This is a genomic window from Actinoplanes sp. NPDC051859, assembly GCF_044452725.1.
Classification (GTDB): Bacteria; Actinomycetota; Actinomycetes; order Mycobacteriales; family Micromonosporaceae; genus Actinoplanes.
The window spans coordinates 67,419-90,811 of record NZ_JBITBX010000018.1 but is presented as its reverse complement, the minus strand read 5'-3'; the positions used below and the strand labels follow the sequence as shown (position 1 = coordinate 90,811).

Annotated in this window: 21 protein-coding genes and 1 riboswitch; of the genes, 11 read left to right on the top strand and 10 right to left on the bottom strand. The window is 69.1% G+C overall.

The genetic code is table 11. From position 1 onward, the window contains the following. Positions 1-141 precede the first annotated feature (141 nt). A complete protein-coding gene (alaS, locus tag ACIA1L_RS30695; protein WP_396076519.1) occupies positions 142-2,787 on the bottom strand; it encodes an alanine--tRNA ligase in 2,646 nt (881 codons plus the stop codon). A 240-nt stretch (positions 2,788-3,027) separates the two neighbouring features. Further along, a riboswitch (cobalamin riboswitch) is annotated at positions 3,028-3,247 on the top strand. Here alaS and ACIA1L_RS30690 point away from each other — a divergent pair. Continuing rightward, the gene (locus ACIA1L_RS30690) at positions 3,242-4,195 is read left to right on the top strand and encodes a MerR family transcriptional regulator (RefSeq protein WP_396076518.1); all 954 of its coding nucleotides are present in this window, start codon (positions 3,242-3,244) and stop codon (positions 4,193-4,195) included. (Overlaps the previous riboswitch by 6 nt.) Positions 4,196-4,328: 133 nt before the next feature. Continuing rightward, entirely contained in the window at positions 4,329-5,543 is a 1,215-nt protein-coding gene (locus tag ACIA1L_RS30685; protein ID WP_396076517.1) for an acyltransferase, read from the top strand. 10 nt (positions 5,544-5,553) lie between these two features. On the opposite strand, the gene ACIA1L_RS30680 is transcribed toward ACIA1L_RS30685, so the two are convergent. From ACIA1L_RS30680 to ACIA1L_RS30665, 4 genes are all read right to left on the bottom strand, one after another. Then, on the bottom strand, positions 5,554-6,783 hold the full coding sequence (locus ACIA1L_RS30680) for an RNA polymerase sigma factor (protein WP_396076516.1): 1,230 nt from the start codon (positions 6,781-6,783) through the stop codon (positions 5,554-5,556). A gap of 34 nt (positions 6,784-6,817) precedes the next feature. Next, positions 6,818-7,189, bottom strand: a complete 372-nt coding sequence (locus tag ACIA1L_RS30675; RefSeq protein ID WP_396076515.1) for a YciI family protein — start codon at positions 7,187-7,189, stop codon at positions 6,818-6,820. Positions 7,190-7,220: 31 nt separating this feature from the next. Then, entirely contained in the window at positions 7,221-7,895 is a 675-nt protein-coding gene (locus tag ACIA1L_RS30670; RefSeq protein WP_396076514.1) for a DUF998 domain-containing protein, read from the bottom strand. 368 nt (positions 7,896-8,263) lie between these two features. Then, on the bottom strand, positions 8,264-10,120 hold the full coding sequence (locus tag ACIA1L_RS30665; RefSeq protein ID WP_396076513.1) for a diguanylate cyclase domain-containing protein: 1,857 nt from the start codon (positions 10,118-10,120) through the stop codon (positions 8,264-8,266). 78 nt (positions 10,121-10,198) lie between these two features. Here ACIA1L_RS30665 and ACIA1L_RS30660 point away from each other — a divergent pair, with 78 nt between their 5' ends. After that, complete coding sequence (locus tag ACIA1L_RS30660) at positions 10,199-10,459, top strand: hypothetical protein (RefSeq protein ID WP_396076512.1); 261 nt, start codon at positions 10,199-10,201, stop codon at positions 10,457-10,459. A gap of 1,009 nt (positions 10,460-11,468) precedes the next feature. Then, positions 11,469-13,286: a LamG-like jellyroll fold domain-containing protein gene (locus ACIA1L_RS30655; RefSeq protein ID WP_396076511.1), complete on the top strand. Its 1,818-nt coding sequence runs from the start codon at positions 11,469-11,471 to the stop codon at positions 13,284-13,286. Positions 13,287-13,350: 64 nt separating this feature from the next. Here ACIA1L_RS30655 and ACIA1L_RS30650 read toward each other — a convergent pair whose 3' ends face one another. Both ACIA1L_RS30650 and ACIA1L_RS30645 read right to left on the bottom strand, forming a co-directional pair. Beyond that, positions 13,351-13,959 carry an STAS domain-containing protein gene (locus ACIA1L_RS30650; protein WP_396076510.1) on the bottom strand — a complete coding sequence of 203 codons (609 nt, stop codon included), beginning with the start codon at positions 13,957-13,959 and terminating at the stop codon, positions 13,351-13,353. Continuing rightward, positions 13,956-14,258, bottom strand: coding sequence for a GlsB/YeaQ/YmgE family stress response membrane protein (locus tag ACIA1L_RS30645; RefSeq protein WP_396076509.1), 303 nt, complete (start codon positions 14,256-14,258; stop codon positions 13,956-13,958). The genes ACIA1L_RS30650 and ACIA1L_RS30645 overlap by 4 nt, the downstream gene beginning before the upstream one ends. 149 nt (positions 14,259-14,407) lie before the next feature. On the opposite strand from ACIA1L_RS30645, the gene ACIA1L_RS30640 reads away from it, so the two are divergent. From ACIA1L_RS30640 to ACIA1L_RS30630, 3 genes are read left to right on the top strand one after another with little or no spacing between them, the layout of a single operon-like run. Continuing rightward, positions 14,408-15,094 carry a response regulator transcription factor gene (locus tag ACIA1L_RS30640; RefSeq protein WP_396076508.1) on the top strand — a complete coding sequence of 229 codons (687 nt, stop codon included), beginning with the start codon at positions 14,408-14,410 and terminating at the stop codon, positions 15,092-15,094. Continuing rightward, positions 15,091-16,434, top strand: coding sequence for an ATP-binding protein (locus tag ACIA1L_RS30635; RefSeq protein ID WP_396076507.1), 1,344 nt, complete (start codon positions 15,091-15,093; stop codon positions 16,432-16,434). The genes ACIA1L_RS30640 and ACIA1L_RS30635 overlap by 4 nt, the downstream gene beginning before the upstream one ends. After that, positions 16,431-17,000 carry a GerMN domain-containing protein gene (locus ACIA1L_RS30630; protein ID WP_396076506.1) on the top strand — a complete coding sequence of 190 codons (570 nt, stop codon included), beginning with the start codon at positions 16,431-16,433 and terminating at the stop codon, positions 16,998-17,000. Before ACIA1L_RS30635 ends, ACIA1L_RS30630 begins: the two co-directional genes overlap by 4 nt. A 19-nt stretch (positions 17,001-17,019) precedes the next feature. Here the strand turns inward: ACIA1L_RS30630 and ACIA1L_RS30625 are convergent, their stop codons facing one another. Next, positions 17,020-17,358: an STAS domain-containing protein gene (locus tag ACIA1L_RS30625; protein ID WP_396076505.1), complete on the bottom strand. Its 339-nt coding sequence runs from the start codon at positions 17,356-17,358 to the stop codon at positions 17,020-17,022. Positions 17,359-17,667: 309 nt separating this feature from the next. Continuing rightward, positions 17,668-18,873 carry an EAL domain-containing protein gene (locus ACIA1L_RS30620; RefSeq protein ID WP_396076504.1) on the bottom strand — a complete coding sequence of 402 codons (1,206 nt, stop codon included), beginning with the start codon at positions 18,871-18,873 and terminating at the stop codon, positions 17,668-17,670. Between the two features lie 733 nt (positions 18,874-19,606). On the opposite strand from ACIA1L_RS30620, the gene ACIA1L_RS30615 reads away from it, so the two are divergent. Beyond that, entirely contained in the window at positions 19,607-20,998 is a 1,392-nt protein-coding gene (locus ACIA1L_RS30615; protein WP_396076503.1) for a class I adenylate-forming enzyme family protein, read from the top strand. Between the two features lie 35 nt (positions 20,999-21,033). Here ACIA1L_RS30615 and ACIA1L_RS30610 read toward each other — a convergent pair whose 3' ends face one another. Then, positions 21,034-21,639 (bottom strand): 4'-phosphopantetheinyl transferase family protein, encoded by a 606-nt coding sequence (locus tag ACIA1L_RS30610; RefSeq protein ID WP_396076502.1) that lies wholly within the window; start codon positions 21,637-21,639, stop codon positions 21,034-21,036. A 17-nt stretch (positions 21,640-21,656) separates the two neighbouring features. Here ACIA1L_RS30610 and ACIA1L_RS30605 point away from each other — a divergent pair, with 17 nt between their 5' ends. The 3 genes from ACIA1L_RS30605 to ACIA1L_RS30595 are packed head-to-tail and all read left to right on the top strand — an operon-like array spanning position 21,657 to position 23,390. Continuing rightward, the gene (locus tag ACIA1L_RS30605; protein WP_396076501.1) at positions 21,657-21,923 is read left to right on the top strand and encodes an acyl carrier protein; all 267 of its coding nucleotides are present in this window, start codon (positions 21,657-21,659) and stop codon (positions 21,921-21,923) included. Further along, positions 21,923-22,168 carry an acyl carrier protein gene (locus ACIA1L_RS30600; protein ID WP_396076500.1) on the top strand — a complete coding sequence of 82 codons (246 nt, stop codon included), beginning with the start codon at positions 21,923-21,925 and terminating at the stop codon, positions 22,166-22,168. Before ACIA1L_RS30605 ends, ACIA1L_RS30600 begins: the two co-directional genes overlap by 1 nt. Continuing rightward, the gene (locus ACIA1L_RS30595; protein ID WP_396076499.1) at positions 22,161-23,390 is read left to right on the top strand and encodes a beta-ketoacyl-[acyl-carrier-protein] synthase family protein; all 1,230 of its coding nucleotides are present in this window, start codon (positions 22,161-22,163) and stop codon (positions 23,388-23,390) included. Before ACIA1L_RS30600 ends, ACIA1L_RS30595 begins: the two co-directional genes overlap by 8 nt. Positions 23,391-23,393 lie beyond the last annotated feature (3 nt).

Genomic DNA, 23,393 nt, shown 5'->3' with positions numbered 1-23,393 from the left:
CGGGTGAAACGGAACTCTCGACAAGCTCCACCTCACCCGGAGGTCCTCACCGTGTCAGGACTTCCGACGCGTTACCAACGTCCGTGGACAGAACACCTAGCGCGTGTTGCATCCCGGCCAGCAGCGGCGCCGCGTCGGCCGTCATTTCGCGGCGGTCAGGTCTCGCAGCCGAGTGAGCAGTTCCGCCGGGTCACCGACAGCCTTGCCCTGGGCGAAGGCGTCATTGCCGCCGCCTCGGCCGGCTAGGAGCACCTTGATCAGATTGCTGGCGGACAGGCCGCGCTCGATACCGGCGGGGTTGACGGCCACGACGATGCCTGACCCGGCGACCACACCGATCACGGCGGGCCGGTTACCGAGCCGCTGGCGGACCTTCTCGGCCAGGCTCTTGCCGTCTCCGGTGCTGGTGACGCCGACGTAGGCGATGCCGTCGACGTCGACGGCCTGATCGGCGTAGAGCTCCGCGTCCAGGTCGACCAGGCGGTTGCGCAGGTCGGCGGCCTCACGTTCGACCTGCTTCATGCGGTTCAGCAGGGCGGCGACCCGGTCCGGGAGTTCCTCGGGGCGGGCTTTGAGCTGCGCGGCGAGCCGGCCGACCAGGTCACGTTCGCGGGCCAGGTAGCGGAACGCCTCGATGCCGGTGACTGCCTCGATGCGGCGCTGCCCGGCACCGACGGACGACTCGCCGGTGACCGCGAGCGACCCAATCTGCGCGGACCGGTCCACGTGGGTGCCACCGCACAGTTCCCGCGACCAGTCGCCGCCGATCTCGACCACGCGTACGGTCTCGTCGTAGGTCTCGCCGAACAAGGCGAGCGCGCCCGCGGCGCGGGCCTGCTCCAGGGACAGGTAGCGCACGCCGACGGGCAGGTCCCGGCGGATGGCCAGGTTGGCGACCTCTTCCACCTCGCTGCGGGCGCTGTCGGACAGGCCGCCGCGCCAGGCGAAGTCGAGGCGTAGATAGCCGGGCCGGTTGTAGGAGCCGGACTGCAAGGCGGTCGGGCCGAGCACCTGCCGCAGCGCCGCGTGCACCACGTGGGTGCCGGAGTGCGCCTGCCGGGCTCCTGTGCGCCAGTCCGGGTCGACCATCGCCCGCACGTTGTCGCCGACGGCGAGGCCACCGTCGAGGACCCGTACGGTATGCGCGATCAGGCCTTTGACCGGCCGTTGCACGTCGATGATCTCGGCCCTGAGGTTGGGGCCGGTGAGCAGGCCCGCGTCGGAGTCCTGGCCGCCGGATTCCGCGTAGAACGGCGTACGGTCCAGAGCGACAGTGACGATTTCCCCGGCCTGCGCCGCACCGGCGGGCTGGCCGCCCGCCCAGATCGCGACGATCTTCGACTCGGTTTCCAGGCATTCGTAGGCCAGCCACTCGGTCGGTCCGGACGCGTCGAGCACCGTGCGGTAGGCGGACAGGTCGGCGTGGCCGGTCTTGCGGGCCTTCGCATCCGCCTTCGCGCGTTCGCGCTGCTCGGCCATCAACGCCCGGAATCCGTCGGCGTCGACCTGCACGCCCTGCTCGGCGGCGATCTCCAGGGTCAGATCGATCGGGAATCCGTACGTGTCATGCAGCTGAAAGGCCTTGTCGCCGCCCAGCCGGGTCTTGCCCGCCTGCTTGGTCTCGGCGATAGCGGTGTCCAAAATGGTGGTGCCCGCGCGCAGCGTGGAGAGGAAGGTGTCTTCCTCGCCGTATGCCGCCGACGCGATGCGGTCGAAGTCCGTGGCGAGTTCCGGGTAAGAAGGGGCCATGCAGTCGCGTGCGATCGGCAGCAGCTCCGGCAACGCCTTGTCGTGCCAGCCGAGCAGCCGCATGGACCGGATCGCGCGGCGCATGATGCGGCGCAACACGTAACCGCGGCCTTCGTTCGACGGGGTGACGCCGTCGCCGATCAGCATGAGCGAGGTGCGGACGTGGTCGGCGATCACGCGGAGTCGGACATCGTCGGGGTGGCTTTCGGAGGCAGCCGGGCCCGACTGCTTGCCGTAGGTCTTGCCGGTCAACTCGGCGGCCTTGGCCAGGATCGGGCGGACCTCGTCGATCTCGTACAGGTTGTCGACGCCCTGCAGGATCGATGCCATCCGTTCGAGGCCCATGCCGGTGTCGATGTTCTGCGCGGGCAGGTCACCGACGATCCGGAAGTCCTCCTTCGATGCGACGTCAGCGATCTCGACCTGCATGAAGACCAGGTTCCAGAACTCCAGGTAACGGTCCTCGTCCACCTCGGGGCCGCCTTCGGGACCGTAGGCGGGGCCACGGTCATAATACAGCTCCGAGCAGGGTCCAGCGGGGCCGGGGATGCCCATCGACCAGTAATTGTCGCGTTTGCCGCGGCGCACGATCCGGTCGGCGGGCATGCCGGTCTGTCGCCAGATGTCGATGGCCTCGTCGTCGTCCAGGTAGACCGTGGCCCAGATCCGCTCGGGGTCCAGCCCGAAGCCACCCTCGGCGACCGGCTTGGTGGACAGGTCCCAGGCGAGGGGGATCGCGCCGGCCTTGAAGTAGTCGCCGAAGGAGAAGTTGCCGTTCATCTGGAAGAACGTGCCGTGCCGGCTGGTCTTGCCGACCTCGTCGATGTCCGGCGTCCGGATGCATTTCTGCACGCTGACGGCTCGCCGGTAGGTCGGGGTGCGCTGGCCCAGGAAGAACGGCACGAACTGGACCATGCCCGCGTTGATGAACAGCAGGTTCGGATCGTCGATGGCGGGCAGGGGCGCCGAGGGCACGACCGTGTGGCCGTTAGCCTCGAAGTGCGCCAGGAAGCGCCGCTTGATCTCCGCTGTCAGCATCACTGCACCCCTTATTGCCGGCAACTGGCAACTGCATCGTATGGGTGACAGAGGTCCGCCGTTCCAGGACCCCTCGGCCGCGCTCCGATTCGCAACTCTTTGGGGGGATCGTCAGGTCCTGGCTGCTCGGTCGACAGGCAGTGTCGGCGGTGCGGCCGCCGCCCCGCGCTTCGCACGCCACCCGTGCGATGCTGCCCGGTGTGGATGCCGCCGGGTCATCTCGCCGGGATGTCCGTCGCTAAGCTGAGCCGCGCAGCTGGTTCGCCACAGCCCTCAGGTTGTGGCGTCGTAAGAGGGAACCCGGTGGGAATCCGGGGCTGCCCCGCAGCGGTGAGCTGGAACGACCGCCGTCATCGGCACTGGGCCTTGAGGGGCTTGGGAAGCGACGGCCAGTAGGAGATCGGATCGGTTCCGGTCGTGCCCGCGAGTCCGAAGACCTGCCACTGCCCTGCGCGTGTCCGCGCGTGGTGTAGTCGGTGACCTCGAGGGCGGGTCGGCGGTGCGCGAGGCGGAATTCTGTGTGGGCGACGGCGACGATGCCGTTCGTCCGGACGAGGCTGGACCGGAACCGACAGGGTTGAGTGCGGGCGCGGTGGCGCGCCGGCTTGGTGTCGCGCCGACGACGTTGCGGACGTGGCATCAGCGTTACGGTTTGGGCCCGAGCGGGCATGAGCACGGCCGGCATCGTCGTTACACCGCGGACGATCTCGATGTGTTGGCGGCGATGGCCCGGTTGACCGCGCGGGGGATGCCCGCAGCGGAGGCGGCCCGGATGGCTCGCCGGGCGGATCTTTCCGGATGTTCGGCGCCTGAGGGCGATCCCGCGACCGCTTCGGCGGCGCGGGGTATCGCTCGGGCGGCGCGGCGTCTGGATGTGCTGACCTTGCGGGAGACGTTGGCTGCCGCGGTGGCTGAGCGGGGCGTGGTGCCGACGTGGCATGTGCTGGCGGCCCCGGCGTTCGTGCATTTGAGTCGTGCGCGGGTGGTTGAGCCGTTGCGGGATGCGGCGCGGCGGGTGTTGGGCCGGTGTTTGAGTGAGGTGTTCGCCGCTGTGGTACGTCCGCCGGCCGGCACTGATGTCCGGGTAGTGCTCGCTGCGCCGCCGCGCAGCAGGGACTTGGTGGCTTTGGACGCTCTCGCTGCGGCTCTCGCCGAGCAGGGGGTCGGCTCTCTTCATCTTGGCGCGGTGCCGGACGCGGCTTTGCTCGCGGAGGTGGCGAGCCGGATTCGTCCGGCTGTTGTGGTGTTGTGGAGCCATGCCCCGCACGACGTGTTGCCGGACTTGGTTGTCGCGGCCGGTTCACCGCTGGTGGTGGGGGCTGGCCGCGGCTGGGACGGGCAGCCTGGTGTGGAAGTGGGTGCGACGTTGGCAGATTGCGTCGCGCTGAGTATCGCCGCGCTGCGCTGATGACGGAGGTCAGCGGTCGGTGAACGTCGGTGGGCGTTTGGCGACAAGCGGCCACGGCTGTCGGGCGGTCCTGCACGGCGAGTGGCTATCTCACTGTGACCTACGTAACGCCGATCGGGTTAGCCGTGTCGCCATGCGATCTACGAAGATCTCTGAGACTTGCCTCGCCGGCAACACCGGATGGGGTGCCGTTACCAGGAAGTTGCTCAGGGTGAAATCGACGAGGGCTCGTGATCGGTATTTTGACGCTCTGCGGGCGGCGGCGATCGTCAGGGTGGTGCTGCTCCACACCTTCTGGTCGTACATTCTGCAGGCAACCTTTCCGTCCATGGGCCTCATGTTCGCCATCGGTGGATCGCTGACTGCCGCATCGGCGGACCGTTCACCGCGGCGCGCGATCCTCACCCGGTTGCGCCGATTGCTGCCCGCTCTCTGGGTTTTTGGCCTGGTGATCGTGCCGCTGATGTTCTTACTCGGCTGGTCGAATGACCTCCAGTGGCCTACGCAGGCACCCGCCTGGCCGAACATGCTGTTCTGGGCCTTCCCGGCTGGGCTCCCACCGTACAGCGATCTCGGGCAGCGACTGGGCTTGGAGGTGCTGTGGTATCTCAATACGTACCTCTGGCTGGTCCTTCTCACGCCGCTGCTGTTGCGCCTCTACCGCAAGTGGCCTCTTCCGACGGTTCTCCTGCCGCTCGTGGGGCTGCTGCTCATCGTTGGCTGGCGGGACAGCATCAGCCACTATCCCACTTACTGGCACCTGCAAAATTTGCTCTCCTATGGAACGTGCTGGATGCTCGGAATAGCACACCGCGCCGGCGATCTCGGTAAGCTGCGGCCAGCGGTAGTGATTGGCGTAGGGACCGCCGCTATCGGTGGTGCGCTGACGTGGGCGATCATGCATCCGGTCGACGGTGTGTTCCTTTTGGCCGCACACCCTGTTGCGTTTTCCATCTTCCAAATCGGCTTCGTGCTCCTGCTGTTCCGCTGGTCGCCACCCATGGGTTGGCTAGCTCGGTGCCGGCCGCTCGACGGCTTCGTATCGATGATCAATAATCGGGCCGTTTCGATCTATCTGTGGCACATGCCAGCTATTGCGGTCGGCGTATATGTGGTCGATCCCTCGATCGTGACGCTGAAACGTCCTGATGACCTGCTCTCCTGTCTGATAGTCCTCGCCATTGCCCTGCCGCTGCTCGCCCTGGCGGTCCTCGCCTTCGGCTGGGTGGAGGACCTCTCGGCACGACGACCCCCACGCATCTCGCCGTTCGTCAAACGTGGGGCAGTCCGGCAACCTGATTCGGGGCCAACTGATCCGACGCTGACTTCCAGGCTCGGAGCGACCTAATTTCGCTTCGTCAGTCCAGCTCGGCGGCGCGGGCTTCGAAGATGGTTCGCTCGCGGGTGTTACGGGTCATTGCGGCGGCCCGGCGGAACTCCTCCCGCGCTTCGGTCGGGCGGCCGAGTTTGGCGAGCAGGTCGGCGCGGACGGCCGGCAGGAGGGGGTAGTGCGGCAGAACCAGGGCATCGACGATGGCGAGGGCGCGAATCGGGTCGTCAGCGTGGCTGATCGCCACGGCACGGTTCAGGTCCACGATGGGTGACGGTGCGACGTAGGCGAGGACCTCGTACAGTGCGGCGATCCGCTCCCAGTCGGTGTCTTCGGCTCTGCCGGCTCGGGCGTGGCAGGCGGCGATCGACGCTTGCAGGGCGTACGGTCCGAAGGTGCCCTCGGCGCGGGTGAGGGCGTCGAGTCCGCGCCGGATGGACAGGCGGTCCCAGCGCCGCCGGTCCTGGTCCTGCAAAAGGATGGGGGTGCCGTCGGCGGCGGTGCGGGCGGGGATTCGAGATGCCTGAAGTTCCATGAGCGCCACCAGTCCCTGCGCTTCGGGTTCCTGTGCGGCGAGTCCGGCCAGGACCCGGCCGAGCCGCAAGGCCTCCATGCACAGCGCGGGGCGCACCCAGTCGTCGCCGGCGGTCGCCGAGTAGCCCTCGTTGAAGATGAGGTAGATGACCTCGAGGACCGACGCCAGCCGCGGCGCTGCCTCGGACGGCGGTGGCAGCTCGATCGGCACCTTCTTCTCGGCAAGGGTTCGTTTGGCCCTGGTGATCCGCTTGCCCACGGTCGCTTCCGGGACGAGGTAGGCCCGCGCGATCTCGTCGGTGGTGAGCCCGCCTAGCAGCCGCAGGGTCAGCGCTACCCGCGACTCGGTGGGCAATATCGGATGGCAAGTGGTGAAGATCAGACGCAGGAGGTCGTCACCGACGTAGTCGTCCAGATCCGCAGCGATGTCGGGGTCCACCGCAGTCGGTGCCGACCGGCCGATCTCGGCCAGTTTTTCCGCATAGCGGCTCTGCCGCCGCAGCAGGTCGATCGCGCGGTGCTTGGCGGTCGCCATCAGCCACGATGCCGGGTGCTCTGGTATGCCGGCAATCGGCCATTGTTCGAGTGCGATGACTATGGTGTCCTGGGCAAGTTCTTCGGCCAGCCCCACGTCGCGGACCAGCCGGGTCAACGCAGCGACGATCCGGGCCGACTCCATGCGCCAAACCGTCGCCACCACGGTGCGAGAATCGGTGGGCGCCATAGCCACCGATCCTCGCACCGGACGGCCGCTGCGGTCAGGCAGGCGGGCCGAAGTCCTCGGGGCCGAATACTTTGAGAATCTCGGCGTCACCCTCCCACCCGGGCCACATGTCCCGGTGCAGGGTCAGGAACCGGGACCCCCATTCGATGGCCTCCTGCTTGTCGCGCAGCTCATACAAGGCATAACTGATTGTTTCCTTCGCCTCGGCGAACGGGCCGTCGGTCACGCTCAATCGGCCGCCGGTGAGGGACACCTTGGCGCCTGCGGCGCTGGGGGCCAGCCCTGCGGTGTCCAGCAGGACCCCGGCGGCGGTGGCGTCGGCGCCCAGTTTCAAGATTGCGTCCATGAGTTCCGCCGGGGGTGCGGTCGAGGGCGGAACGGCCTTGAGAATCATCAGGTATCGCATGATCGGATCCTCCCGGTTCGGGGTGATCGGCTCAGGAAGCCGCGCGGTAGAAGTGGTGGCAGATGGCCGCTAGCCAAGTCCAGACGAGCAGGACCGCGGCGACGAACACGACTGTGGCAGGGCCGCGGGAACCGCTGGCGATTCCGGCGAACGCTGCCAGGAAGGCGACTCCGGTGACGCGGGAATACCAGGCCATACCGGCGCGACCGGTATCGGCAAAATGCGAGCCGAGCACCAGGCACGCGGTGACGAGGCAGAGGAATCCGATGCCACCGGTCATCAGGTGCGCCATGCCGTGCCAGCTCACGGTGGTGCCTTCGGCCGCCCCGGCCGGGAAGCCTCGCGCAGGGTCAGCGGTGAATACTCCTGCGCCTACCATGCTGGTGCCGTACCCGAAGATCAGCCAGGGTGCCCACCGGCGGGCGCGGCCGAGCGGCATCGCGCGGCGCAGGCCGATGGCCGCGGCGCCGGTCATCAGCCCGGTGACGATGAAGTTGGTGATCTGGATCCAGCCGAGGCTGCCGTTCGCCAGCAGACTCCACGAATGTTCGTGCAGGCGAAAGCCCTCGCGGGTCAGCGCCTGGGCCAGGCTCACCACCACGTAGAACGGCCCGGCGATCAGGCCGTACCCGAGCAACGAGCGAGTGATACGGGTTGCCGGTGAGCAATAGTCGGTGCCGGTGGGGTGGAGATGGGTGGTCAACATGAGCTCCTTCGTGCAAGGTCCTTGTCTTGACCTCGAACGAGCAGCGCCGGTTCGGACCCGCCGCCCCGACATTGTGATGATCGATCTCAGGCGCTGGCTACGGATGAGAACAGCGGCCGCCGCCACCCGCAGGTGACGTCGGCCGCTGGACGTTGAGGAGTGGGCCGGCCCGGTGCGTGAGCCGGCCCACGGGGCATGCCCCCCATGCCCCTGCCGACCGCTACGGGCAGATGGTGACGCAGCCGTAGTGGCCGTCGACCCGGTTACTCGTCGTATACCTACAACTGGGTATACGAACCGCGTGACCGAGATCAACTTCTTGATGCGCCGGATCCTTATTGCTGCGATGTCGACCCGATGCCTGTCGGTCAGATTGCCGGCTCGGCTGCCTTGGTCCTGGCGTGTTGTTTCTGCGCGTACATCTGCATGTCCGCGGAATGCAGCAGCGCGTCGGGGTCCGCGGCCGAGCCGACCACCAGGCCGATGCTGGCGCGAACCGCAAGCGACCGCCCGGCGATGTCCGCCGGTGCCGCGATCAGGTCCAGGAAGCGATCCGCGATCCCCCGGGCGGTGGGCTCGTCGCCGCCCATGACCAGGATCGCGAACTCGTCACCGCCGAACCGGGCGACGAGTTCGCCGGACCGGGCCGCCATCCGCAGGCAGGCGGCGACGTGCAGGAGGACCTGGTCGCCGGCACTGTGGCCGTACGTGTCATTGATGCTCTTGAAGCCGTCGAGGTCGATGAGCAGCACCGCGGCGTCCTCCTGCTGGATTTCCCGCATGCGGTCAGCGAACAGGCGCCGGTTGGCGAGCCCAGTGAGGGGGTCGTGGGTGGCCTGGTGGCGCAGCTGCTCCTGGAGTTCGTGGGCCTCGGTGACGTCGTGTGCGTTGGCGACGATGCCGCCGATCGCCGGTTCGCCGGTCAGGTTGGTGGCGGTGACTTCGAGCCACCGCCAGGAGCCGTCGGCGTGGCGCCACCGGCTCCGGAAGGACATGACCGCGCCTGCCTCGGCGCCGAGTCGGTCCAGGCGCGGCCGGATCGCTTTCCGGTCGTCAGGATGGAGAAGATCGACGACGGGCCGGTCCAGCACCGCGGCCGGGTCCAGGCCGAGGATCCGCCGCAGAGCGGGACTCGCGTACGTAAGATGGCCCGCCCGGTCGATGACGGACGTGACGTCGGAGGAGTGCCGCAACAACGACTCGAGCCGTCGCTCCCGCCGGGTGATCTCCAGCAGGCTCTCGTCCAGGCGGTCGAGGAGGTGCTCGTTCTCGCGTAGTGCAAGGATCTGGCGGACGATCACCAGGCTCACGTTGAGGATCAGGCCCACGAGCGCACCCCAGGCCGACGGGCCGAGTCCGGTGGACAGGACTGCGATGAAGACGCCAAAGGTGACCGCGGTGGCGACGTACGGAAGGAGACTGAACCGCCGGGCATCGGTCCGGCGGCGGTCCGGTGTCTGGTGGCGGTCGTGGAGTTCCTGGATGCGTGGCCCGAACGCGAACAGCAACGTCGGTGCCAACAACAGCGACAGGTGTACGGGCAGCCGAGCCTCGTTGCCATCGCTGGGCACGACGATGTTCGCGACGCCCTGGGTGACCGCGGCCAGGATCATCGGCAGTGCGGCGGCGCCGACCATCGGACTGTTGCCGCCGAGGCCGAGTTTGGCCGCCGCGAAGACGCCGACCAGCAGCACTCCGGAGCCCACCACGGCGGTGAAGAACGCGTTCGGGCCGGCGTCGGACAACGCGGGTCGGGTGACCAGGCACCAGGCGACCACACCGACCGCTGTCATGATGGTGGCGGCGTCGAGGAAGAAGCGTGTCCGGGCCTGCCGGGTGCCCAGGACGTTCGGATAGGACATCGTCACGCAGACCAGGTACGCCGCGCCGCCGATCGCCGAGACCGTCTGCAGGGTGCTGGGCGCCAGCGTCCGGACCGCCGGATCGAGCAGGGTGAGCAGGAGCTGGAAGCTGTCGCCGGCGGCGAAGATCAGGCCGGTGACCGCGACGGCCCGCCAGAATCTTTGCGGTGCCGCGGTCATGGCGTCCTTGCGGTACACGCGGCGGGCGAGCAGATACAGGACCAGATCCGCGATCGACATCGCCGCCCAGCAGGCCACGACCATCGCGCGCGGTGTGCCGGTGCCCAGCGTCAACCAGCCGAGCAGGACCACGGAGGCCGCGAGGAGGCAGCCCAGAACCGGGTCGAGCCGCACGCGAGGCATGTCCGGTCCTATCGGCGCCGCCTGCGCGGATGTTAGCTTTCGGCCCTGGGCACCAGGTGTGGCGATCACTCTCGCGGTGTGCGGCGGGTGGGACCACACCACACCAGCGCACAGCATGAGGGCGATGACGTGCACGTGACGGTGCTGTTAGCGACTGAGCCGGACCGGTGGATCTACGACGACCGCCAGGAATTCATCGCCGAGTCTCTGGTCACCGATCAGGAAGACCGTCCGAAGCAGCAGCTTGCTGACGGGGTTTCGTTCCAGCTTCCGGCCGGTCTCTGTACATGGGGTGATCCGCTGGCCGGCGATCATGTGGCCTGTCTGCGCGGCGTCTAGCGCATCAGTTCAGGGGGCAGAGTCACTGACGCCGGACTTACCTGCCAGGTCGTCTAGTGCTGGATCGCCGGCTGCTTCGCGCAGGCCGGGAACCTCGGGGTCGAGGTCGCTGATCAGCCGGGGCGTCGACGGCTCCGGGATGGGAGAACGACACGGAGGGAGCCGCCGGCCGGGAGGACAGCGGCGGCGGCCACTGCGACGCTGCGATCTGCGCTGCGGTGACTGGCAACGCGGGCGATATCCGGTCCAGCAGGCGCTGTGCCAGCTGGGCGTCGATCTTGAGGTCGGCGCTGATCCGAACATCGGCAGCGGTAGCTAGGTCCACGACATCGTCGCTGGTATACGCATCGGCTGCAACGGTGCTGAGCCGCCGGGCGAATTCCCGCACATCGATCATTCGCAGTCACATCCTCGGGTTGCGGTTGAACCAGCGTAACCGCCGCTTGTGGTCGGCTGTTCCTGCCCCGACCGCAGGCGAGCGGAGGCCCTGGGCGGTGCTGGTGAGAGGAGTGCATCATGCCGGCAGGATCGAGCCCGAAGTGTGAACGGCAGTACCAGCACATCAAGGCCAGCGCGAAGAAGCGTGGCGAGTCCACTGACCGGGCAGCACTCCGGCTGGCCTGGTCGCCTTCCGCAAGCTCGCCGCCGACCCGACCTTCACCGTAGGGGCGTCTTCGCGCGAATCCGGCAGCGTGTGCGGACGCCCGCATCGGTGCATCCGCACACCGCCGGTGGGTGGATCGGGGGTTCTGAGAACGATCCTGTTCCGCCGCTATGACCGTTTCACCCCGGCATCATGACAGTTGTGTGACAAAGCAGCGCCATTGCCGGAGCATGACTCTGGCATTTCGATTTCTCGCAATGCAAAACGCGCGCGATCTCGCCTTCCTGAATTCTGCTGCCGTTTCGGGCGAACGCCTGAGGGGACATAAAAAGAGCGTGGGATTCTGGCCGAAAGGTGGAGGTTAGTGGTCGGACCCCTGCGCCTGAATCATCTTTAATGTCCGGTATGAGACCACTGATCTTGAGGAATCGGACGTGGGTACGGCGAGTAGCGACTCTGGCCGCCGCCGGTGTCGTGCTGGCGGCCGGCGGGGTGGCCGTGGCGGCGACGGTCGAGGACAAGCCCGCGGCGGGACCGTCGTTCAACGGCTCGGTGTATGCGGTGGCGTATTCCGGTGATCGAGTTTTCGTGGGCGGTTCGTTCACGGCGGCGATCGTTGCCGGTCGGAAAGTGACGCGGAATCGGTTGGCGGCATTCGACGCGCGGACAGGTGCGCTGCTGAGCTGGAATCCGTCCGCCGACCAGACGGTTCGCGCGTTGGCGGTGGCCGGGGACGTGGTGTATGCGGCAGGAGATTTCACCGCGATCTCCGGTGCCAAGCGGGATGCCCTGGCCGGCATCAACGTCGGATCAGCAAAGGTGACCGGATTCAAGCATGCGGTGTCCGGCCGACCGCATGCGCTCGCCGTCGGTAGTGGCCGGTTGTTCGTCGGCGGCCAGATCACCGCGGTCGACGGCAAGACGCGCGGCAACCTGGCCGCGTTCACGCTGTCGTCGGGTGCGCTGGCGAGCTGGTCGGCGCGCACGGACGACACCGTCTACGCGCTGGCGGTCACCGGGTCGCGGGTTTACCTGGGCGGGCGGTTCCACAAGACCAACGGGGTCAGCTCGACCCTGCGGCTCAGCGCCGTCGACACCGGCAAGGGAACTCTGGACAGTAGCTTCCGCCCCAAGCCGGGCTCCGCCGTGTTCGCCGTGACCGCTGATGCGACCGGCGTGTACGCCGGACATGGGGGGCAGGGTGGCCGGGCGGTCGCGTACAGCACCAAGGGTGCGGTGCGCTGGACCCGGGTCTTCGACGGCGACGTCCAGGCGATCACCCGGCTCGGCGGGACGACCTACGTCGGTGGACACTTCGACAACGCCTGCACCACCGGCGGCAACGGTGCCCAGGGCGCGTGCACCGGAGGCGCCGTCGCACGATTCAAGTTCGCCGCCGTGGACGCCAACGGCAGCCTGAGTGGCTGGGCGCCTGCCGCGAACGGTGTAGTGGGCGTGCGAGCCCTCGCCGCCGATCCGATTCGCGACCAGGTCGGTGCGGGTGGCGACTTCACCACCGTGCAGGGCAAGTCATACAAGCGGTTTGTGTCGTTCCGCGCCCCTAGTGTCAAGTCTGGAAACTCGACGTTCGCGGCGACGTACAGCTTCGACTCCACCGACGGCGACGGCGTGTTCGACGACGGCTCGGGCAACCAGCACGCTCTGCAGACGTTCACCCGTAACGGCGCCACCCTGCGGACTACGGCGCACGGCTCCGGACGCGCGCTGAGGTTCCCCTCGCCCTGTGCGGCGAAGACGTGTCCACGCCTGGTTTTGCAAACCTCCGAGGCCGCGGACCTCAACCCGGGAGAACGGCCCCTCCGGTTCGGCGCCACCGTGCGCCTGGATCACGGTCAGACGACCGATGGGCAGAACATCCTCCAAAAAGGACACTCTGGTACGGGCGGCGGCCAGTACAAGCTGCAGATCGACCACCGCGCCGGCAAGCCGAGTTGTGTCATGACCGGCGCGGGATCTTCCACCGTACGTCTCGCGAACAGCACAGTGACGGCCGCAGACGGCGACTGGCACGAGCTGGAATGCCGGCGATCGCCGACCGAGCTCAGCATCCTCGTTGACGGCAAAGTCCGCGGCCGGACCTCGCTGCCCGCCTCGCTGAGCGTGGCCAACTCCGCGGCGTTGGTGATCGGCGGTAAGGGGCTGAGCGACAACAACGATCAGTATCAGGGCGACCTCGACGACGTCTGGATCGCCATCGGCTGACCGGCTCTCCCGGTGGCGGCGCAACCGCAGGTTTCCCCGCCACCGGGCATGCAGCGGATTCCTGTCAGCGGTATGCGCGGGGACCGGTGCAGCGCGGCGAGGGCACCCTCAAGCGCCGCAGTGCCGTTCGCGTGTCCGGATATACCGGGAAGACGTCGTCCAGGTGCATGGTGTGCAGCACGGTGATGACGAACCGCGACGGTGCCACCAGGCACAGGACCGCTCCGCGCGGCTTCACGGCGCGATGGGCGCGGACCAGCAGGCCCAAGCCGGCCGAGTCGACGGTACCGGCATCAGCCAGGTCGAGGATCACGTTGCGGCCGCTGCGCACGGCCACATCAAGCGCGGGCCGGAGCTGATCGACGATGCGGTGTTCGAGATCGGCGTGCAATGTGATGATTCTGGTAAGGGTGTCAGCGGCGTCTTGCACGTCAATAAGACCGTCTGCGGTTGTCGCCTCTGTCGGCGCCGGCGCACACTCCGCGCGCACGGAGGTTTCGCAGCGAGGGCACCGGTGGGTGCCGGTCGCGAACGGAGATCCGGTCCAGCCGAGCTGCGTAATGGACGGCCACACCATCTCTTCGTCGTGCAGGACGTCGGTGGCTTCCTCCACCGTGCCGCAGGCGTCGCATATCACGGTCACGACGTGACCGTCGCCTGGCACGGCCGTCACGGTGTCTCCCTGCTGTCGCGCTTCCATCGGCCCCCGGCAGGCGTCCGGTCGGCGGTGACACCGACAGCGGTGACTGCCGCCGTCGCGAGCAGGAGCTGGAGACCGATCTCGACCAGGCCGGGACCGCCCGGCGCACTGTTCGTTGTGCGCGCGACGACGGTGGCTAGCATCGCGGCCGCGATGCCGGCGGCGACCGGCAGCCACCACGGTGCAGGCCGGCTCCGGGGAGCCACCACTCGGCCGGTGAGGCCGGTGACGAGGCCGACGGTCACTGCGGTGACCAGGCTGAGCGCCGTCATGACAGATCCTCCAGACCTCGATCGTGACAAGTTCAGCGTGCCGCGCCCGATCGACGAAACCTGCCCGCAGGTGTGACAGTTGCGTGACAAACCGCGCGGTGGACGATGCCGGAGGGCTGATGTCCCGGAGAACGGGCATCATGCGGGGTATGGGTGCCGTACTGCTGATCGAAGACGACGACCGGATCCGGCTGTCGCTGGCCATGGCGCTGGAGGACGAGGGCTACACCGCGTACGCCGTGGCCACCGCGGAGGAGGGCATCGCCGCGCAGCGCCGGCAGCCGGCGGACACGGTGCTCGTGGATCTCATGCTGCCCGGGATGGACGGCTACGAGTGCATCCGGCAGCTGCGCCGCGAGGACGACGTCCCGATCGTGGTAGTCAGCGCCCGCGACGACACCCACGACATTGTCGCCGCGCTGGAGGCCGGCGCCGACGACTACGTCGTCAAGCCGGTCGCGGTCAAGGAACTCGCTGCGCGGCTGCGCGCGCTGCGGCGGCGCGCACGGGCCGCCCAGCCGGCGGCCACGCCGGTCACCTCGGTGCTGTCCTTCGGCGATTTGGAGGTACGCCCGGAGGCGGGCGAGGTGCGGCTGCGGGGTGAGCCGGTGGCGGTCACCCGTACGGAGTTCAGGCTGCTGTGCGAGCTGGCGGACCATCCGGGCCTCGTCCTGTCCCGCCAGCAGTTGTTGCAGCGGGTGTGGGGCCACGAGTTCGGCGACGAGCGGGTGGTCGACGTGCACGTGGGTCGGCTGCGGCACAAGATCGAGACGGACACCGCAAGCCCCCGGTATCTCGTCACGGTGCGGGGCCTGGGCTACAAGCTGCAATCGTGAGCCGGCTCGGCTTACGGGCCCGGGTGAGTGGGGCCTTCGCCCTCGGGGCGCTGCTGCTCACGGCAAGTGTCAGCCTGGTGTCGTACACCTCGACCCGGAACACCCTGCTCGCCGAACGCGAGCGTACCGCCGTACGAGCCACCTACTACGACGCCGCGGTTATCAACGCGGGCATCGGCGGGACAGACCCGGACGTGCTGGAGTTGTTGCGCTCCTTGGACACCGGCTCGGACCGCTACGTGTTGCTGCACTACGCCGGCCGCTGGCATTCCCGCAGCGCCGACCTGGCCGCCGACACCGCCGTTCCGGCTGCGCTTCAGGCGTTGACAGCCACGGGCGAGGCGGGAGCGCAACGCGTGGAACGCGATGGTCGCCCGGCATTGATCGTCGGCATCCCGATCACCGGCTCGGCGTCCTTCTACGAGATCATCTCGCTGGACGAGTTGGACCGTACCCTGCAAGCCCTCGCTCTCGTCCTCACCGCCGTGGCGATCATGGTCGCGGCGGGTGGCGCCGCGGTGGGCTGGTACGTGACCCGGCACGCCCTGCGCCCGCTCACCGTCGTCGCCGCGGCGGCCCGGGACATCGCAGGCGGTGATCTCACCACCCGTCTCGATCCGGCGACCGAACCTGACTTGGCGCCGTTGTCGCTGGCGTTCAACGACATGGCCGACCAACTCGCCCGCCGCCTCGACCGCGACCGGCGGTTCGCCGCCGACGTGAGCCACGAGCTGCGCTCGCCGTTGCAGACTCTCGCTGCCACCGCCAGCGTGATCGACAAACGTCGCGAGCACCTGGACGCCCGCACGTCCGCAGCAATGCAGCTCCTTACCGCGGAGGTTGGCCGCTTCCAAACCTTGGTGGACGACCTGCTCGAACTCGCCCGCAGCGACCAGCCGATCCAGCGCGAGCTGGTCCCGGTAGCGGCACTCGCTCGCCGGGTCTGCCAGTCCCGGGACCTGCCCACCGACCTGGTCGAGATCACCCCGGCCGCCCCGGACGAATGGCTGATCGACCGGCGCCGCATCGAACAGGCCCTGGGCAACCTCGTGGACAACGCCATCCGCTACGGCGGCGGCCCCACCGCGGTGCGGGTCGGCGACGGCTGGCTCGAGGTCGACGACGCCGGCCCGGGCGTCGCCGCCGAGGATCGGGCCAGCATCTTCGACCGCTTCGTCCGCGGCCCGGCCGCACATTCCCGCGGCAACGCCGACGGCACCGGACTGGGCCTGTCCATCGTCGCCGAACACGCCGCCGCACACGGCGGGCGAGCTACCGCCGGCGACCGGCCAGGCGGCGGAGCCCGCTTCCGCATCGAGATACCCGGACACCAACCATGATCACCGTACGCGGCGCCGCCACGCTCACCGCGACCCTGCTTCTGCTGACCTCCTGCGGGGTACCCGCCCAGGACGAACCACACCCGGTCACCTTGCCCCGCCGTCCCCTCAACGCAACATCGTCGGCGACCGCCACCGATCCGGGCGGCGAGGTCGCCCAGGTGCTGTGCCTGGTGCGGGACAACCGGCTCGCGCAGAGCGTCCGCCGCGCCGCGGCGATGCCGGCCGCGCAGCAGCAACTCGACCAGCTGATTGCCGGCCCGACCCCGGCCGAACAGGCCGAGGGACTGACCACTGCTCTGGCCGGCACAGCTTTGGCAGTCACGGTGACGCCCGAGGTTGCCGTCGCCACCGTCGAGATCAGCGAGACCGAGGAGAACGCGGCTCGCAGCGACGAGGTGCTCGCGTACGGACAGATCGTCTGCACGCTCACCTCGCGTGCCGACATCGCGGCCGTGTCTTTCCACCGTGACGGGGAGCTCCTGCAGGTGCCCCGCGGTGACGGCACCCTGTCCAGTGATCCGCTGCAGGCAGCGGACTACCGCACCCTCATCGGCCCGGCATGAGGGGGCTGTCACCAGCGAATCAGGTCTCCGCCGAAGGCTGCTGGACGGCGGGGGAGTCCTCGACGGTGAGCACCTGATCTACTCGCGCCACCATGAACAAGCGCACGACCGCGGGAGCCGGGTGCCGCAACACCAGTCGCCCTCCGGACCGTTTCATCTGGCGATGCAAGCGCAGCAAGATCACGATTGCTGCTGTGTCGATCCGGGGGCAGGCGCTCAGGTCGACCACCAACCGGTCTGCCCCGGTGCGCGCCACACGGTCGAATTCCCGGCTCCACTGCGGCACGGTCGAGCCCGCCAGCGCCCCGGATACCGCCACGACAAGCTCGGGCACCCTGCCGGACTGCGCACGCACCATGATCCACCTTCGTGCCCTCTGACATGTCGGGTCAGGATCGCCCGCCCGTGCCGCGGTCCTCTCGCGAAACCGTGACATTTCCATGACGATGCCAGGCCTCCCCGACTGGTGAGCCTTCCACCGGCAGGCACGGCGGGGATACGGTGAGCAGCAGGTGTGCCGGGAAGCCTGGCCGGCGGTCCAGTAATCACACCGTCCGAGGTCTAGGCGGTGTTCAACGAACTGGCGGGCCGGGCACGGTTACCGGCGAAACTCGCGGTAGGCCCGCATACACCTCGCTGACCCGCCGCCGTCGACCCGTCGCGCGGCTCAGGCGGCGGGGAGCGGCAGGGCGACGACCGGGTACCGGTCGGCTAGCTGTCCGGCGGTGCCCGGCCGGCCGAAGTACCAGCCCTGACCGTAGTGCACACCGAGGGCAAGTAAGGTCGCGGCGTCGGTGGCGGTTTCGACCCCCTCGGCCACCACGCGGGCGGAACAGCCACGGCCGAATTCGACCAGTGACCGGACCAGGGTGGTGAGGATCGGGTCGGTGCTGACCCCATCGATGAGGCTGCGGTCCAGCTTGATCACGTCGGGGGTGGTGAGGACGATGTGGCGCAGAGACGAAAAGCCCGCGCCGACGTCGTCGATCGCCAGCCGCATCCCGCGGGCCCGAAGCGGAGCCAAGGCGGCGGTCAGGGCGGCGTAGTCGGCGACCGGGTCGTGCTCGGACAGCTCCAGCAGGACGCGCTCCAACGGCAACCGGGACAGCAGGGCGGCGCACTCGGCGGTGAGCAGCGTGTCGGGGGAAACGTTCATCGCCACGTAGCCGTCGATGCCGGCCATCTGCTCGGCGGCCCGTTCCAGGGCGGACAGCTCGAGGCGGTCGCCAAGGCCGACGCTGTGCGCGTCGGCGAAGCAGAGGTCCGGGGTCAGGCCCCAGTGGCGGGGGAACCGGCTGAGCGCCTCGACGCCCACGCGGTCACCGGTCAGCAAGTCGACAATAGGTTGCAGCACGATCTCCGGCCCGCCTGCGGCGAGTACGGGCACCAGCCGGCCCTCGATCTCACCGCGGCGGGCCTGCTCGCGTACCTGCGGCTCGAGGACGACCGAGGCGGCGTGGGCGAGGACGTCAAGCAGCGACTGGTCCCGTTTGGTAAGGCCCTTGTCCGAGGTGAGACCGGCGGCGCAAAAGGTGCCGTACAGGGTGCCGTCGCTGAGCGTGACGGGGACGGAGACGAAGCTGCGAATGCGCGGCATTCGGGCCGCCGGCAGCCGCATCGCCTCGGGGAAACGCCGGACGTCCGGGATGACCGACGGCAGCCGGCCATCCAAGATCGCCTGGCAGAAGGTGGTGGCCTGGGGAACGCTGGCACCCTCCCGGAACAGCACCGGGATCGAGGAGTCAACCACCTCGAGGTGCTGGGTGGTGCCGTCCATCCGGGTCATGAACGCGACGCTGAGCCCGAGCGAACGCTTGGCGGTACCCAGAAGGTCGGCGATCTGCCGGCCGACGTCCGTACGCTGCTTCGCCATGCCCGCCCCATCGGCTGACACCGACCCGGCCTGAGCTTCGCACCCATTCCGCAACGCGCCACAGCGCAGCGACCAGTGCATCGCGGGCCGGTGACGTCGGCGGCGGTCAACGCGGCGTCGATCAGATTCGGTGACTCCCGGTCATTCGTGCAATTTCGGTGCAAGCGCGGGCTGGGATAGATCGGCATGCCGGGCGCGCTGGTTTGACCGCGCACGCGAGTCCTCAGGGGCGATTCGCTATCGCTTCGTCAGCTGCCCAACGTTCAGCGAGGCAACCGCCTCAAGGAAGCGTTCCGCGCGGCTCGACTTCCTCGCAACGGGGTTGCCGGTCGTCTTCGACCCGGCAACCTCGGATGAGTGGGTGGACCGCAGGGGGCAGAAAGTCATGCCGGACTGAGCGATCGAGCAGTCCCCATCGGGACGATCGAAGAGATGACGTGCGGGTGTCCGGATAATCCAGGAAACCGCATTGTCAGGCATCGGTTGGGTGTATCCGACGCGTCCCGGGCGAATAGGGCCGATGCGTCCACAGTGGTATCACAATAGACGTACGCGCCCGATCTCGCTTGTCTGATCGGGCATCGGCAATCCGACCGGCGGCGTCTTCGATCTAGCTATTTGCATCTAGCAATGCTCCTGCGGGCTGTCGTAGGGTTCCCGCCAACACCCCGAAAGATGCACTTGACGGGCTGATTGCGCTCTCATTGACGCTGAGCGGTGGGCAGTGGTGACAATGGATCGTTCAACGAACAATTCCGCGGTACTGGACCCATCCTGGGTCGACGAGGTTCTGCTCGCCGGGCCTGCGGCCGACATCTGTCTGCGCCTTCCGGAGCCGGTCGACCGCGGCACCCTGCGTCACCTGATCGGCGCGGCGCAGACCCGCCTGACCGCCGCTGGGCTACGTGCCGGTGGTGCTGCCGCGCTGCGGCTGCCCCCCTCCCTGGCGTACGTGGTGAACCTGCTCGCCACCTGGCGCCTCGGCGCCCAGGCGGTCCTGCTCGACCACCGCCTCACCGACCACGAGGTCGACCGGGCGCTGGCGCGCCTCACCCCGCAGGTGGTCGTCGCGCCGGTGCGCAGCGGCGGTGGCGCATTGCGCGTCTTCGTCGAGGTGACCGAGGGGGTCGTCCCCTTCTCCGCGCACCCGGCCGTCAGCGGACACGCGGTCATCCAACTCAGCTCTGGCTCCACCGGTCCGTCCAAAGTGATCGGGCGTACCGCCGCGGACCTGATCGCCGAGGTGCGCCGCTACACCCGTATCGACGGAGTCGCCCTGCCGGGCGAGCGGATCATTCTGCTGCCTTCCATGGTGCACGTGCTGGGCCTGGTCGGTGGCCTGCTCTACGGGCTGCACGCCGGCGTCGAGCTGGTCGGACCGGAGCGGCTCGTCGGCGACGCCGTCCTCGCCTCGATCCGCGCGCAGAACACCCCGGCAACCGTGCTCGGTGTCCCGTTCCATATCGGACTGCTCGCTTCCAGCCGTGCCGACGGTCCACTTCCGCAGCTCGTCCGGATGACCACGGGCGGGGAACTGGTGCCGGCGGCAACCGTGCAGGCATTCACCGATCGCTTCGGTGTCCCGTTGGGCAACATGTACGGGATGACCGAGGTCGGGGTGATCGGCACCGACCTGTACGGCCGGAACCGGCCCGCGGTCGTGCCGGCCCCCGGCATCGAGGTGCGCGTGGTCGGCGGCGAACTCCAGGTGAGCTGCCCCGCCTCACCGTATGTCGGGCTCACCGACCCCGGCCGGTGGGCCGACGGCTGGCTGCACACCCGTGACGCCGGGATCGTCGACGCCGCCACCGGGCTCGTCACGATCAAGGGTCGGCTCGACTCGCAGGTCTCCGTCGGTGGGCTCAAGGTGGATCTCACCGAGGTCGAGGCGACCCTCACCGCGCTACCCGGGGTCGCCGCTGCGGTGGTGGTCCAGGACGACGGCATCACCGCCTATGTGCAGCCCGACGGTCCGCTGTCGGAAGCGGCGCTGGAGGAGTTGCTGGCGGAACGGCTTGCCGGCTACAAACGTCCGCGTACCCTGCACCTGCTCGACCGACTGCCCCGGACCACCACGGGCAAGCTGGTGCGTGCCGTGCCCGTACTGCGGGCGGCGCTCCCATGACCGGCCCGTGGGGTGGACGGCCGCGCCTGCCCGGGCTAACGCAGGAGCACCGACACCTCGCCGGCCGGCGAGGCAACCGCTACGGCCAGGACCAGCCCCGGTGGACCCGCCGGATTCCCGACCTGGACGTGCGCCAGCCCGGGCACCGGGCGCAGCAGCGCGCGGGGCGGCCCGGGCACCGGCGCGAGGCGTCGGAGCCCACCGTCGCGCAGCCCTCGGCCGAGCGCCTTGCCGACCGCCTCCTTGGCCGTCCAGAGCAGCAGGAAACCGTCCGCCCGGTCGCCCTCGCTCAGGCTCCGCAGCCAGGTGACCTCCGATGGGGCGTACCAGCGGCGGGCCAGTGCCACGGCGGGCAACCGGCGGTGGCGTTCGACGTCGACCCCGACCGCCCCGAACGGGCGGGCGGCGACCACCACCACGCCGTCGCTGTGGCTCACGCTGACCGCCAGCACGTCGGCCCCGGCCCGTACCCGGGGCCGGCCGTCCGGCGCGTGTCCGACCACGACGTCCCGTTCTGTCCGGCCGAGCAGCGCGGACCCCGCGCGCCGTAACAGCTGCCGTGCTGCCTTCGGCCGATCGCCGGAGTCAGCGCTGATCCATACGTGCACGGTGTCCTGACCGGACACCGGTAACTCGCCCATAGAGAGAGGTTAAAGCCATGCGGGACGAGGTCCGTACCTTCGTCATCGAGCAGCTCGAAGATATGAACTACGACGTCGAGGAGATCGACGACGCGACCACCCTCGGTCCGTCCGGGGTCGACCTGGAGTCGCTGGCCCTGGCCGACCTGGCCGTGCGGGTCGAGGACCGCTACGGGGTGAAGTTCGCCGAGGACGAGTCGGAGAAGCTCGCGCTGATGACTGTCGGAGAGTTCACCACCATGGTCGCCGCCCGGGTCGCCGGGTCGACCAGCGGCAGCCGCTGATGCCCAGGCAGTCCGACCTGGACCGAGCCGACCTGGTGGGCATGCTCGCCGAACTGACCGCGAAGCCGGTCGACCAGGTGCCGCACCGGATCGGTTCGATGGAACTCGCGTGGCTCGTACACCTGGTGGAACAACGCTACGGACGGCGGATGGAGTTCACCGACGACCAACTCGCCGGGGTCCGCACCGTCGATGACGCCCTGACGGTCTTCCGTGGCTCGCTCACCAGTCCCGCAGATGGGTGAGCGGGAGCCCGTACCGATCTCCGGAATGCACGCGGTCAGCGCCCTGGGCCGGGGCACCGACGCGCAGCTCGCCGGTGCGCTCCGGGGAGCGCCGGCGTTCCGGCCGGTGCGCCGCTTCGACACCACCGGTCGCCGGGTGACCGTCGCGGCGACCCTGCCTGATGTCGGGACGCTGCCCGACGAACTGGCCGCCGCGATCGACGCCGCCTGCCGGTCCGCCGGCCTGACCTCCGCCCAGCGTGCGGAGTCGGCGCTGCTGCTGGCCTCCCACGGTGGCCCGTCGTCCCAACCTGGCGCGTTCCGTGCGGACCGGCCGGTCCGCACGGGGGCAGCTCCGACCGCGGACCGCGACCGGGTCACGGTCACCGGCGGCCCGGCCCGGGGCCCCGGTGACGGCGTCGAGCCTGCCGGCCGACCGGCGCCCGAACTCGTCGCGCGTCTGGCCCGGCGGTGTGGGCTCGGTAGTCCGACGAGGACCTATGCCAGCGCGTGTGTCTCGGCGAGCACGGCGGTCGCCGACGCCGCCGCCATGATCCGGCGGGGCGACCGGGAACGGGTCGTGGTGGCCGCCGGCTACCTCGTCGAACCGGACCAGTTTGCGCTCTTCGACGCCGGCCGGGCGCTGGCCGTCGACGGGTCGGTCCGCCCGTTCAGCGTCGGACGCACCGGTCTGCTGCTCGGCGACGGCGTGGCCGCGCTGGTGCTGGAGTCCACGGTCGCGGTCCGGAGCCGCGGAGTCGAGCCGGTCGCGACCTTGTACGGCTGGGGGCGGGCCGGAGACGCGTACCACCCGTGCCGGCCGGATCCGGCCGGAGGCGGGTTGGCCCGGGCGATCGGGGCGGCACTGGCCCGTGCCGGACTGCCGGCCGAGGCGGTGGGCTACGTCAACGCCAACGCCACCGGCACCGGGTTCAGCGACGCTTCTGAAGCGGCAGGGCTGCGGCTGGCCCTCGGCGACCGGGCCGACCGGATCCCGGTCAGCTCCACCAAGTCGCTGCACGGACACGCACTGGAAGCATCCGGCCTGCTCGAACTGGTGGTCACCGTGCTTGCTCTTCGGCACGGCAAGCTGCCGGTCAACGCCGGCTGGCTCGGACCCGACGCGGCCTGCCCGTTGGACGTGGTCACCGGCGCACCCCGACCGGTCGCCAGCCCGTACGCGCTCAGCCTCAACGCGGCCTTCGGCGGCGCGAACACCGCTCTGCTGGTGGGCGCGCCGTGAACG

Coding starts and splice junctions, on each gene's coding strand:
- alaS (WP_396076519.1), bottom strand. CDS start 2,787: ATGCTGACAGCGGAGATCAAGCGGCGCTTCCTGGCGCACTTCGAGGCT.
- ACIA1L_RS30685 (WP_396076517.1), top strand. CDS start 4,329: ATGCGATCTACGAAGATCTCTGAGACTTGCCTCGCCGGCAACACCGGA.
- ACIA1L_RS30680 (WP_396076516.1), bottom strand. CDS start 6,783: ATGGCGCCCACCGATTCTCGCACCGTGGTGGCGACGGTTTGGCGCATG.
- ACIA1L_RS30675 (WP_396076515.1), bottom strand. CDS start 7,189: ATGCGATACCTGATGATTCTCAAGGCCGTTCCGCCCTCGACCGCACCC.
- ACIA1L_RS30670 (WP_396076514.1), bottom strand. CDS start 7,895: ATGTTGACCACCCATCTCCACCCCACCGGCACCGACTATTGCTCACCG.
- ACIA1L_RS30665 (WP_396076513.1), bottom strand. CDS start 10,120: ATGCCTCGCGTGCGGCTCGACCCGGTTCTGGGCTGCCTCCTCGCGGCC.
- ACIA1L_RS30655 (WP_396076511.1), top strand. CDS start 11,469: ATGAGACCACTGATCTTGAGGAATCGGACGTGGGTACGGCGAGTAGCG.
- ACIA1L_RS30645 (WP_396076509.1), bottom strand. CDS start 14,258: ATGACGGCGCTCAGCCTGGTCACCGCAGTGACCGTCGGCCTCGTCACC.
- ACIA1L_RS30640 (WP_396076508.1), top strand. CDS start 14,408: ATGGGTGCCGTACTGCTGATCGAAGACGACGACCGGATCCGGCTGTCG.
- ACIA1L_RS30630 (WP_396076506.1), top strand. CDS start 16,431: ATGATCACCGTACGCGGCGCCGCCACGCTCACCGCGACCCTGCTTCTG.
- ACIA1L_RS30625 (WP_396076505.1), bottom strand. CDS start 17,358: ATGGTGCGTGCGCAGTCCGGCAGGGTGCCCGAGCTTGTCGTGGCGGTA.
- ACIA1L_RS30620 (WP_396076504.1), bottom strand. CDS start 18,873: ATGGCGAAGCAGCGTACGGACGTCGGCCGGCAGATCGCCGACCTTCTG.
- ACIA1L_RS30615 (WP_396076503.1), top strand. CDS start 19,607: ATGGATCGTTCAACGAACAATTCCGCGGTACTGGACCCATCCTGGGTC.
- ACIA1L_RS30610 (WP_396076502.1), bottom strand. CDS start 21,639: ATGGGCGAGTTACCGGTGTCCGGTCAGGACACCGTGCACGTATGGATC.
- ACIA1L_RS30605 (WP_396076501.1), top strand. CDS start 21,657: ATGCGGGACGAGGTCCGTACCTTCGTCATCGAGCAGCTCGAAGATATG.
- ACIA1L_RS30600 (WP_396076500.1), top strand. CDS start 21,923: ATGCCCAGGCAGTCCGACCTGGACCGAGCCGACCTGGTGGGCATGCTC.
- ACIA1L_RS30595 (WP_396076499.1), top strand. CDS start 22,161: ATGGGTGAGCGGGAGCCCGTACCGATCTCCGGAATGCACGCGGTCAGC.